Source organism: Luteimonas sp. A277 (genome assembly GCF_054052045.1).
Genome location: NZ_JBSVRG010000006.1, coordinates 11,961 through 23,229, shown reverse-complemented (window position 1 = coordinate 23,229; position 11,269 = coordinate 11,961). Strand labels below are relative to the sequence as shown.

8 protein-coding genes are annotated in these 11,269 nt (G+C 67.9%); 4 read left to right on the top strand and 4 right to left on the bottom strand.

The features are described 5' to 3' along the window. The first annotated feature begins 30 nt into the window (after positions 1-30). Positions 31-1,335, top strand: coding sequence for an NAD(P)/FAD-dependent oxidoreductase (locus ACW7G2_RS07160; protein WP_456974198.1), 1,305 nt, complete (start codon positions 31-33; stop codon positions 1,333-1,335). 230 nt (positions 1,336-1,565) lie between these two features. Here the strand turns inward: ACW7G2_RS07160 and ACW7G2_RS07155 are convergent, their stop codons facing one another. Then, on the bottom strand, positions 1,566-2,021 hold the full coding sequence (locus ACW7G2_RS07155) for a PA2169 family four-helix-bundle protein (RefSeq protein WP_456974196.1): 456 nt from the start codon (positions 2,019-2,021) through the stop codon (positions 1,566-1,568). A gap of 119 nt (positions 2,022-2,140) precedes the next feature. After that, positions 2,141-2,968 (bottom strand): type II toxin-antitoxin system RelE/ParE family toxin, encoded by an 828-nt coding sequence (locus ACW7G2_RS07150; RefSeq protein WP_456974194.1) that lies wholly within the window; start codon positions 2,966-2,968, stop codon positions 2,141-2,143. A 167-nt stretch (positions 2,969-3,135) separates the two neighbouring features. On the opposite strand from ACW7G2_RS07150, the gene ACW7G2_RS07145 reads away from it, so the two are divergent. Then, a complete protein-coding gene (locus ACW7G2_RS07145; RefSeq protein WP_456974192.1) occupies positions 3,136-4,419 on the top strand; it encodes a hypothetical protein in 1,284 nt (427 codons plus the stop codon). Next, positions 4,412-5,053 (top strand): hypothetical protein, encoded by a 642-nt coding sequence (locus ACW7G2_RS07140; protein WP_456974190.1) that lies wholly within the window; start codon positions 4,412-4,414, stop codon positions 5,051-5,053. Before ACW7G2_RS07145 ends, ACW7G2_RS07140 begins: the two co-directional genes overlap by 8 nt. A gap of 63 nt (positions 5,054-5,116) precedes the next feature. Here ACW7G2_RS07140 and ACW7G2_RS07135 read toward each other — a convergent pair whose 3' ends face one another. After that, entirely contained in the window at positions 5,117-5,539 is a 423-nt protein-coding gene (locus ACW7G2_RS07135; RefSeq protein WP_456974188.1) for a DUF3597 domain-containing protein, read from the bottom strand. Positions 5,540-5,588: 49 nt separating this feature from the next. Continuing rightward, positions 5,589-7,478 carry a molecular chaperone HtpG gene (gene htpG, locus ACW7G2_RS07130; protein ID WP_456974186.1) on the bottom strand — a complete coding sequence of 630 codons (1,890 nt, stop codon included), beginning with the start codon at positions 7,476-7,478 and terminating at the stop codon, positions 5,589-5,591. A 157-nt stretch (positions 7,479-7,635) separates the two neighbouring features. On the opposite strand from htpG, the gene ACW7G2_RS07125 reads away from it, so the two are divergent. Continuing rightward, a complete protein-coding gene (locus ACW7G2_RS07125) occupies positions 7,636-11,070 on the top strand; it encodes an amidohydrolase family protein (RefSeq protein ID WP_456974184.1) in 3,435 nt (1,144 codons plus the stop codon). Positions 11,071-11,269: the final 199 nt, after the last annotated feature.

Sequence of the window (11,269 nt, the reverse complement as noted above, 5' to 3'; positions counted from 1 at the left end):
TACCTGGACATGCCGACGAGGACGCACCTGATGGCAACACCCGAAACCCATCCGCGGATCGTGATCGTTGGCGGCGGAGTGGCCGGCCTTGAAGTGGCCAGTACGCTCGGCCGTCGCTGGCGCGGGCGGGCCGGGACGCCATCGATCACCCTGGTTGACCGCGAGTCGGCGCACGTGTGGAAGCCGATGCTGCACACCATCGCCGCCGGCACGCGGGATATCTCCCAGCAGCAGACCGCTTACCTTGCCCAGGCGCGCGATGCGGGGTTTGCCTATCGGCCGGGTGAGCTGTGTGGCCTGGACCGCAACGCCCGCGAAATCGAGCTGGCGGCGCAGCACGCGCCGGATGGGCGCCTGCTGGTGCCGGCAAGCCGGCTGGGATACGAGGTGCTGGTGCTGGCCACCGGCAGCCAGGCCAACGACTTCGGCACGCCCGGGGTGGCGGAGCATTGCTGGAACATTGATTCGCGGCGCGAGGCCGATGCGTTCAATCGGGAAATGCGCATCCGGCTGCTGCAGTGCCTGACCCAGGATATACCGCTGCATGTCGCCATCGTTGGCGGTGGCGCCACCGGCGTGGAGCTGGCGGCGGAGCTGGTGCAGCTGGTGGAGGCGGCGACCGCCTACGGCGCGCCGGGGCTTGCCGCGCGCATCACCATCACCCTGGTCGAGGCCGGGCCGCGCCTGCTGGCGGCCTTCCCGGAGGATATTTCCAGCGCCACGCGCACGCGGCTGGAGGCGATCGGCATCCGCGTGCTGACGGGTACCCAGGTGAGTGCGGCCACCGCCGATGCCTTCGTGCTCGCCGACGGCAGTACGCTGCCTGCCGCGCTCAAGGTGTGGGCCGCCGGGGTCAAGGGCCCCGACTTTCTCGCCGACCTGGATGGGCTGGAGGCGAACCGCAACAACCAGCTGGTGGTGCGCCCGACCCTGCAGAGCACGCGCGACCCCGCCATCTACGTGCTGGGCGATTGCGCAGCGCTGACGCTGCCCGGTGCCGAGCGTGCCCTGCCGCCCACGGCGCAGGTAGCGCACCAGCAGGCGAAATACCTGGTCCGGTCGCTGCCGCGCGTCCTGCAGGGCCGGCAGGTGCCCGATTTCCGCTACCGCGATATGGGCGCCCTGGTGTCACTGGCCGACTACGACGCGTTCGGTTCGCTCGGCCAGTTCGGCCTGTTCAACGGGCTCACCATCCGCGGCAAGCTGGCGCAGCTCAGCCACGTGATGCTCTATCGCAGCCACCAGGCCCGCATCCACGGGTTCTGGCGGGGCGGGCTGCTGTGGCTGGTCGACCGGCTGAACTCCCGCGTGCGCGCCTCGATCCGGCTGGATTGAGCGCGCCGCCGGCAGGGCGGCAGCCGTGAGTGACGTTGAATGCCGGTAGGAGCGCGCCATGCGCGCGAAGCCGCGTGAATTCAATCAGCGTGACAAGGCGTCGGCGCATCGTCGTGGCCGACGCCACGCGGCATGTCAGCAGTCACGCGGTTTCGCGCGCATGGCGCGCGGCACAAAAAAGCCCCGGCTGAAAGCCGGGGCCGGTCCTTTGCAGCTTCTTGTCGCTGCGATCAGCGCGTGTCCTTCAGCGCCATCTTCCGGTTGCGCATGATGTCGTGGCACTGGACCACCTGTGGCATGTACTTCTGTGCGGCGGCCTTGGCGGCGGGCGGGGTGCCGGTGTCGTTGACGGTGTCCTTGAACGCCTCGAGCAGCTTGTCTTCCACTTCCTCAAGCTCGGCCACATAGGCGTAGTCCTTGTTGCCGAGGGCAGCGCGGACGTTGGCGTACATCTGGCGCATCGAGCCGGCCATGGTGCCCTTCTCGGCCGGTTCGCGACCGATGGCGGCCACGTCGGCGGTCAGGCCGCTGACGATCTCGCGCTTGTGGCCGGCCATCTGCGTGAACAGGGTGGAGAGTTCCGGGTTGTCCACCTTGGACGCGGCCTCGGTGTAGAACTCGCTGCCGTCGCGGGCGATTTCGATCAGGTCGTTGAGGGAGTGCTGGATCTTCTTCTGGTTGTCCATTCGCGGTTCCATTCTGGGGAGAGAGTGGAATCCACTTTGGGCCAGCGGGGATGAAAGCGATGTGGACCGGCCGGGTGCTGCGTTCAGGTGGCAGGGGCTCGCCCGGCAGAACAAAACGCTCAGCGATAGGCACGCGGTCCGCGCCACACCAGTTCGCCGCGGCGGTAGACGCGATGCATGTTGATGACTTCGCGCGCGTCGCCGATGTCGGCCATTTCCGGGTCATCCGGATCCAGCAGGCGGCAGGCGCCGGATTCGCGCCTGAGCGCCACTTCCAGTGGGCACACCATGTAATCGCGCGTGCCGGGCAGCGGAATGAAGAGCTCGGTGATGCCGGCATCGCGCCAGTCGCGCAGGCGCTGCTCGCTGCGCACGTCGTAGAGGACCTGGTAGCCGCCCACTTCCATGCTCGGTTCGGAAGAGGAGCTGCTGTGGCGGCGGCCCTGGCTCACGGCGGGGCTGGGCGCGCGGCCGGCGTTCACAGGGGCGTGGTCCTCGGGCAGCATCCCGGGCGGCTGACCCCAGACGTGGGCGCGGCGGTTGGTGCTGGGCGTGGGCGGCGGGCTGGCAGCGGCCGGTCGGGCCGGGCGACGCTGCATGGCTTCATCGGCCTGCACCACGGGTGTGGGCTGCACCCGCGGAGGAGCAGGAGTGGGTTCGGCGGGGTCTGGGTGAGGCGGTTGCGGGGTCTGCACCGCCGGTGCGCTGACCGGCGGAACCTCGGTGGGCGGGGCGGTTTCCGGGGTTTCCCCGATCATCACCACTTCCACCCGGCTGCCGCCGGCGGTGGAGCCCTGCGGCGTCGGCATTTCCATCGGTTCAACCAGCAATGCCAGCAGCAGGATGGCCAGATGCAGCGATCCGCTCAGCAGTCCTGCGGTCCACGACGTCAGGCGCTCATCCCCGGGCCTGGCGCCGGCATCCGCCTGGTGCAACGGCTGGTTCATGCTGCCGGCGGTGTCCGGGTGGTGCTGACCTTCATGGAGGAATATGGGGTGCGCGGGGTAGGTTCGGCATCGTAACGCGAGCCGGTGCACCTAGGGTCAGCCCCGGCTGGCGCATGCATGGGTGCGTGGCAGGATCGGTGGATCCAGCAGGAAGCCCGGAGCGATCCATGAACACGCTGCAATCCACCCAAAGCCTCCCGATGCATCTCGATCCGCGGCTTGAAGCCAGGGCAGAGCTGGAGCAGACCGCCAGCCAATCGTCCGCCAGCGCAGCTGGGGAAGGTGAACAGCCCGCCGCCGAGCCGGGACTGTTCGATGCACCGGAATACGCCGCGCTGTCCGCCGATGCGCAGGCGCTGGTGGCCGATGCGGCGCGTGAGGGAGAGGCCGATCCTGCGGTGCTGGTGGATCTGCACACGCTGATCCGCGACCTGTCCTTCCAGCTGCTGCCGTCACCGCAACAGCTGTCTTCGCTGTCCGCCGTCGCCCTGCAGCAGTCGCCGGAATTCCAGGATCTGACGCCCGCCGACCAGCGCCTGATCACCGATGCGCTGGCGGCACGCCAGCCTGAAGACACCGCGCTGCCGGGCGCCATCCGCTCGCTGATTTCCAGCCCGCAGTTCCAGGACGGCACCGATGTCAGCGCCGCTGAACGCACTGCCGTGCTGAGCCAGGTGCGCAACTATCCCGACACCCGAGCGGTTGAAAACCTGGAAGCGATGCTGGGCAAGGACTGGGTGCGTGATTTCGACCTGGGTGATACCCAGCGGGCGGCGAAGACGGTGGCGTTCCTGTCCCAGTACGATGCCGGCGACCAGGAAATCATCGCCAACACCCTGGCCCTGTTCCTGGGCGAATCAGCGCCCTACCGGTTCGAGTTCAGCGAGCACGGGGCCTACGGATCGGTGCCTTTCAGCCCCGAGGATCTGTTCCGGATCAATCCCTATTACATCGGCGCTGACAACAATCCCGTCGATACCTCGGCCCGTTCGTGGGAATCCGGCGAGCTCCGGGTGATCGGCCACACGTTCGTGCATGAGGTCAACCACATGCAGAACTGGGACCGCAGCCTGTCGCTCAATTCCTCCTACGGGTTCCATGAGGAATACCGGGCGTACTGGGTGGGGGTGAAGGCGCAGCATGGCGAAGATCCCAGCGTGGCGGACGTGATCGACCGGGTGGCGGTGTTCGTCAATCCGGGTCCGGGCTATTCGCACCTGGCCGAGCTGCTGGCTGCGGGCGGGAAGGATGCCGAGGATATCGCCGGCTACCTCAACACCATGCTGGGCCGCGAAGACATCACCATCGACAACGCCGTGGATGAAGTGAATGCGCTGGTGCAGGCGAAGAAGGACGCTGAAGACAGCGGCGCGCCGCTGCCGCCCGAACTGTCACGCCCGGCCGCAGTTACCATCGGCCCACCGGGTACCAACAACGTGACCAATGGCTAAGCTGTTTTCCACGATCGGCTGCTGCCTGCTGCTTGCAGCCCCTGTCGCCGGCTGCCAGCAGCGGCCCGTGGCCACCAGCGGAGTAACCGAAAGCGTGAGTACGCAGATGCACGATGAGTTCAACCGGCAGGTGGGCATGGCCGCGGCCCAGGCCTGGGGCTGGAATCCTGATGACGTGATGATCGAGTCCCTGGCCGGCACCGAAGCGCTGGACTGCCGCCTGCTGGGCCTGACCTCGCCCAATGCCCTGCCCAATCTGCGGCGGACGGTGGCGGTGGTGGATGGCGAAGCGGTGTTGCCCGGATCGGACGGCGCCCTGGACCGGGTGATCACGGCCTGCGGTGCGGACGCTTCCGCCGAGGCCTGGGCCGAGGCGGTGGCCGCATTCGGCGTGCCGCGGCCGGGCTACGTGGTGCGGCGGGAGCAGGAGGTATCGAGCCTTGCCCATCGTCGCGCGATGGACAACGGCGGCTACGCGCTCCACGCCCCGCGCTTCAGCCGGGACGAGCCCGGCGCGCGCGCTGTGGAATTCTTCATGACCGATATGGAAGGCGCCGAGCTGTTCCGGGTCACTGCCACCCGCGAGGGCAACGGCCCGGTGCAGGTCTCCGCCGGGCCAGCCGGCGGATCCTGAAAGCCGGGACGCCGCGGGGCGGCGTCCGGTTCCGTTCCATCAGTTTGTCCGTCAGTCTGCCCGTCAATCCTTGAGGTCGGCCGGCACCTTGCCGCCGTTTTCCTCAAGCTTGCGCATCACTGCCTTGTGCAGGGCGATGTTCTGCTCGGCACTGCCGTGCGCGCCGGCGTTGACGTTGAGCTCGGCCGCCAGCTCTTTGCGCGCGCTGAGGCTGGAATCCAGGTCGAGGAGCTTGAGCAGGTCGACGATGGAGTTGCGCCAGTCGCTCGGGCCACCCTTTTCCCCGGCCATCGCGGTCAGCACGGCTTCCACGTCCACCGGCTCGGCGGCAGCGGCTTCCGGCAGGCGCGCCGGTGGTGACACATCGGGATCGTCCTTGCTGCCGTCGAAAATGACCGGCGCCGGCTTGGCGGGTGCTGGTGCTGGTTCGGACGCCTTGGCCTTGCGGCCAAAAATGCTGTCTTTGATCTTGGAAAACAGGCTCATTGCGAAAGCTCCGGAAAGTGGAGGGCCCATTCTGCGCCCTCCACTGTGATCATCCGAGCAACAGCCGGTTGATCCGCTGCACGAACGCTGCCGGATCGGGCAGCGGCGCGCCGGCGGCGATCTCGGCCTGCTCCAGCAGCAGCGTGGCAAGATCCGCAGCCCGGGCCTCGTCGGCTTCGCCGTCGATCTTCTGCACCAGAGCGTGGCCCGGGTTGATCTCCAGCGTCGGCTTGCTGTCCGGCACGTCCTGGCCGGCCTCGCGCAGCAGGCGCGCAAGGTGCGGGGCCATTTCGTGATCGGCCAGGGCAAGGCAGGAGGGGGAATCGGTCAGCCGCGCCGAGACGCGCACGTCGGCAACCCGGTCGCCCAGCAGCTTCTTCACCTTCTCCACCAGCGGGGCGGCGGCCTCGGCGGCCTGCTCCTGCTTCGCCTTGTCGGCCTCGTCCAGCGGCAGCTCGCCCTTGGCCACGTTCTTCAGCGGCTTGCCGGCGTACTCGTTGAACTGCCCGAGCATCCACTCGTCGATGCGGTCGAACATCAGCAGCACTTCGATGCCCTTGGCCCGGAACGCCTCCAGCTGCGGGCTGCCCGCAGCGGCCTTGTAGCCGTCGGCGGTGATGTACCAGATCGCGTCCTGGTCGCCGGCCATGCGGCCGATGTAGTCATCCAGCGACACGGTCTGGGCCTCGCCCTCGCCCTTGGTGGAGGCAAAGCGCAGCAGCTTGGCGATCCGCTCGCGGTTGGCGTGGTCTTCGACGATGCCTTCCTTGAGGGTGTTGCCGAACGCCTTGAGGAAGGCGGCGAACTTCTCCGGTTCGTCGCGCGAGAGCTTTTCGATCAGGTCCAGCACGCGCTTCACGCACGCGCCCTTGATGCGGTCGAGCTGGCGGTTCTGCTGCAGGATCTCGCGGCTGACGTTCAGCGGCAGGTCGTCCGAATCCACCACCCCGCGCACGAAGCGCAGGTAGTTGGGCAGCAGCTCCTCGGCCGCGTCCATCACGAACACGCGCTTGATGTACAGCTTCAGCCCCTTGCGCTCATCGCGCCCGCCCATCATCAGGTCGAACGGCGGCTGCGACGGCAGATACAGCAGGGTGGTGAAGCTCTGGTTGCCTTCGACCCGGTTGTGGCTCCAGGCGGCGGCGTCGTTGAAGTCGTGGCCAAGCGACTTGTAGAAGTTCTGGTAGTCCTCGTCGCTGATCTCCGACCTGGGCTTGGTCCACAGGGCCGAGGCGTCGTTGACGGTTTCCCATTCCGGCGCGGCGTCAGGCTTGGTTTCCTCGCCTTCGGCCGGCTCCATCGCGGCCTTGGGCATGCGAATCGGGAAGGCCACGTGGTCGGAATACTTGCGCACCAGCGAGCGCAGCTTCCAGTCTTCCAGGAACTCGTCCTCGCTTTCCTTCAGGTGCAGCACCACGGCGGTGCCGCGCTCGGGCAGGGTGGCGGCTTCCAGCGAGTACTCGCCGCGGCCATCGCTTTCCCACTTCACCCCTTCCTCGGCGGCGGTGCCGGCGCGGCGGGTCAGCACGGTGACCTTGTCGGCGACCACGAAGCCGGAATAGAAGCCCACGCCGAACTGGCCGATCAGGCGCGCGTCGGCCTTCTTCTCGCCGTCCAGGGCTTCCAGGAAGCGGCGGGTGCCGGAACTGGCGATACTGCCGATATTCGCCACCACCTCATCGCGGGTCATGCCGATGCCGTTGTCGCGGATGGTGATGGTGCGTGCGTCCTTGTCCCAGTCCACGTCGATCCTGAGCTCGCCTTCACCGGCCAGCAGGTCGGGTTCGGCGATCGCTTCGAAGCGCAGCTTGTCGCAGGCGTCCGAGGCGTTGGAGATCAGCTCGCGCAGGAAGATTTCCTTGTGCGAGTACAGGGAGTGGGTGACCAGGTGCAGGACCTGGGCGACTTCAGCTTCGAACTTGCGAGTTTCTGTGGTCATGGATACGGGCCAGTGTTGTTGCTCCAACCGCCCGATATGCGCCCCCGCGCCCCGTTTTCAAGGTGGGGCTGCGCCACGCGCGCAGGTGACTTTCGTCCGGTGCGGCGCGTGGCGGCGGCCGGTATGTTGGCGGGAATCACCTTTCCGGAAGTCCTGCATGACCCGCAACGTCCTTGCCCTCGCACTCGCCGGCGCGCTTTTCGCCCTCCCCGCCTACGCCCAGGACGCACCGCCGCCGCCGGAGGAGCAGCAGGAACAGCAGGAACAGCAGGAAGACCGCAGCGACAACATCGAGCTGGAACAGGACGCGCTGGACGCGGCCGGCATGGATCCGGCCGAGGCGCCGCTGGAAAGCGCCCGCGGGCTGCGTGAAGACCCCGACGCCGCCGAGGACAACGGCAAGTGGAGCGTCGAATCCACCCAGGGCCAGGCCAAGACCGTCCGCTTCGAGACCAGCGAAGGCACCTGGATGGACGTGGACGTCTCGCCCGACGGCCGCAGCATCGTGTTCACGCTGCTGGGTGACCTGTACCGCATGCCGATCGGCGGCGGCGCCGCCACCCGCATCACCACCGGCCGGGCCTGGGACATCCAGCCGCGCTGGTCGCCCGATGGCAGCCGCATCGCCTTCACCTCCGACCGCAGCGGCGGCAACAACATCTGGACCATTGCCGCCGACGGCAGCGATGCGCGCCAGGTCACCGATGAGAGCTTCCGCCTGCTCAACAACCCCACCTGGACCCCGGACGGCGAGTACATCGTGGCCCGCAAGCACTTCACCTCGCGCCGCTCGCTGGGCGCGGGCGAGCTGTGGCTGTATCACGCCGGCGGCACCAGCGCCGGCATCCAGCTGGTGGAAAAGCCCAACGATCAGCAGGACATCGGCGAGCCCAGCGTGTCGCCGGATGGCCGCTACGTGTACTACTCGCAGGACGTGAGCTCCGGCGGCGCGTTTGACTACAACCGCGATCCGCACGGCGTGATCTACGCGATCAAGCGCTTCGACCGCCACACCGGCAAGAACGAGAACGTGGTCTACAGCCCGGGTGGCGCGGTGCGCCCGCAGGTGTCTCCGGACGGCCGCTCGCTGGCCTTCGTCAAACGCGTACGTGACAAGAGCGTGCTGCATCACCTGGACCTGGCCAGCGGCGAGGTGCGTCCGGTGTGGGATGGCCTCAGCCATGACCAGCAGGAAGCGTGGGCGATCTTCGGGCCGTACACCGGTTTCAACTGGATGCCGGATTCGAACGCGGTGGTGCTGTGGGCCCAGGGCGGTCTGTGGCGGGTGGACATGGGCAACGGCCAGGCCACCCAGGTGCCGTTCACCGCACAGGTCGAGCAGGTGGTGTCAGAGGCGCTGCACTTCGCCCAGCAGCTGCCGGAAGACAGCTTCAACCCGCGCATGATCCGTGACGTGGCTACTTCCGCTGACGGCGGCACCCTCGTGTTCCACGCGCTCGGCCAGCTGTGGCGCAAGTCCTTGCCCAACGGTACGCCGCAGCGCCTGACCAGCAGCCGGGGCGTGTATGAGTACCAGCCCGGCTTCAGCGCCGATGGCCGGCAGATGGTCTACACCACCTGGACCGATGAGGGGCTGGGTGCAATCCACGTGCGCGGTGCCGGCGGCACCGGCGTGGGCCGCAAGATCACCAGCGAGCCCGGCTTCTACTACCAGCCCGGCTTCTCGCCCGATGGCCGCCACGTGGTCTACAGCCGCACCGGCGGCGGCGGGCTGACCGGCAGCCTGTGGTCGGGTGACCGCGGCATCTACGTGATCCCCGCTGCGGGCGGCGATCCGGTGCGGGTGGCCGAATCCGGCCAGTCGCCGCAGTTCAACCATGACGGCAGCCGGGTGCTGTACCTGGCCGGCGGCGGCATGGAGAAGAAGCTGATGTCGGTGGGCCTGCACGGCGAGGACCCGCGCGAGGTGTTCGACCTCAAGTACGTGGACTCGGTGCAGATCAGTCCGGACGGCAAGTGGGTCGCCTTCACCGAGCTGTTCCACGCCTACGTGGCGCCGATGCCCGAGGCCGGTCGCGTGATCACCCTCAACCGCGAGACCCGCGCGCTGCCGGTGCGCCAGGTCAGCGCCGACGTGGGCAGCTACCTGCACTGGGCGGCGGACTCCAATTCCGTGCACTGGATGGTGGGCGACCGTTACCACTCCCAGCGCCTGGATCAGACCTTTGCCTTCCTGCCGGGCGCGCCGGAGGAGATCGCCGAGCCCGCGCCGGGCGGCGGCATTCCGGTCGGCCTGCAGGCGCCGGTGTACCAGCCGGATGAGGTGGTGGCGTTCACCAACGCGCGCATCGTGACCATGCGCGATGCCGAGAACGGCCAGGAAGTGATCGAGAACGGCACCATCGTGCTCAACGGCAACACCATCGCCGCGGTGGGCGCGGCCGGTGAGGTGCAGGTGCCGACGGGCGCAAACGTGATCGACGCGGCCGGCAAGACCATCGTGCCGGGCATGATCGACGTGCACGCGCACGCCTCCAACTTCGGTCAGGGCGTGGTGCCGCAGCAGAACTGGGCGTACTACGCCAACCTCGCCTTCGGCATCACCACCCTGCACGATCCTTCGGCGACGACCGAGTTCGTGTTCTCGCAGTCCGAGCTGCTGCAGGCCGGGCGCATGGTGGGTCCGCGCATGTTCTCCACCGGCACCATCCTTTACGGCGCCGACGGCGGCTTCAAGGCGGAGATCGACTCGCTCGACGACGCCCGCAGCCACCTGCGCCGGATGCAGGCCAACGGCGCGTTCTCGGTGAAGAGTTACAACCAGCCGCGCCGCGACCAGCGCCAGCAGGTGAACCAGGCCGCGCGCGAGCTGGGCATGCTGGTGGTGGAAGAGGGCGGTTCCACCTTCCACCACAACATGACCATGATCCTGGACGGGGCGACCGGCATCGAGCACAACCTGCCGATCGCGCCGCTTTACGACGACGTGGTGAACCTGTGGAAGGAAACCGACGTGCGCAACACGCCCACCCTGGTGGTGAGCTACGGCGGCCTGTCCGGTGAGTACTGGTGGTACGCCCGCGACAACGTGTGGGAAGACGCCAAGCTCAACCGCTTCTTCCCGCGCGAGACCCTGGATGCGCGCTCGATCCGCCGCGAGATCGCGCCGGACTGGGACTACAACCACATCCGCGTGGCCGAGGCGCTGAAGAAGGTGCGGGACGAGGGAGTGAAGGTGCAGGTGGGCGGGCATGGCCAGCTGCAGGGCCTGGCCACGCACTGGGAGATCTGGATGCTGACCCAGGGCGGCTTCAGCAACTTCGAAGCGCTGCGCGCGGCGACGATTGATGGGGCGGATTACATCGGCTTCGGTGCGCAGCTGGGATCGCTGGAAGTCGGCAAGCGCGCCGACCTGGTGGTGCTGGACGGCAACCCGCTGGACAACATCCGCCACACCGCCGACACCCGCTACGTGATGGTTGATGGGCGCCTGTTCGACGTCGAAGCCGACATGGCCGAGATCGGCAACCAGGCCGTGCCGGCACCGACGTTTTACTGGCAGCATCACCGCCAGGGGCAGACATTTGGCGAGACTTTCGGCCCGACCTCGATGTGCTTCGGCGTGCACTGAGGTCTCGCTGCCGCGGCGCACGTTGAGGCTCACCGCCTCACGTGCGCTGGCCCTTGTAGGAGCGCGCCATGCGCGCGAAGCCGCGTCACATTGATCATTGCGGCGAGGCGTCGGTGGTCACGTCGTGGCCGACGCCCCGGGGCAGGGCCGCAGTTCACGCGGCTTCGCGCGCATGGCGCGCTCCTACGGGGATTCCGGA

What these genes read in the sequence shown, in the direction of transcription:
- ACW7G2_RS07125 (WP_456974184.1), top strand. Translation starts at nt 7,636, where the DNA reads ATGACCCGCAACGTCCTTGCCCTCGCACTCGCCGGCGCGCTTTTCGCC.
- htpG (WP_456974186.1), bottom strand. Translation starts at nt 7,478, where the DNA reads ATGACCACAGAAACTCGCAAGTTCGAAGCTGAAGTCGCCCAGGTCCTG.
- ACW7G2_RS07155 (WP_456974196.1), bottom strand. Translation starts at nt 2,021, where the DNA reads ATGGACAACCAGAAGAAGATCCAGCACTCCCTCAACGACCTGATCGAA.
- ACW7G2_RS07160 (WP_456974198.1), top strand. Translation starts at nt 31, where the DNA reads ATGGCAACACCCGAAACCCATCCGCGGATCGTGATCGTTGGCGGCGGA.
- ACW7G2_RS07145 (WP_456974192.1), top strand. Translation starts at nt 3,136, where the DNA reads ATGAACACGCTGCAATCCACCCAAAGCCTCCCGATGCATCTCGATCCG.
- ACW7G2_RS07140 (WP_456974190.1), top strand. Translation starts at nt 4,412, where the DNA reads ATGGCTAAGCTGTTTTCCACGATCGGCTGCTGCCTGCTGCTTGCAGCC.
- ACW7G2_RS07150 (WP_456974194.1), bottom strand. Translation starts at nt 2,968, where the DNA reads ATGAACCAGCCGTTGCACCAGGCGGATGCCGGCGCCAGGCCCGGGGAT.
- ACW7G2_RS07135 (WP_456974188.1), bottom strand. Translation starts at nt 5,539, where the DNA reads ATGAGCCTGTTTTCCAAGATCAAAGACAGCATTTTTGGCCGCAAGGCC.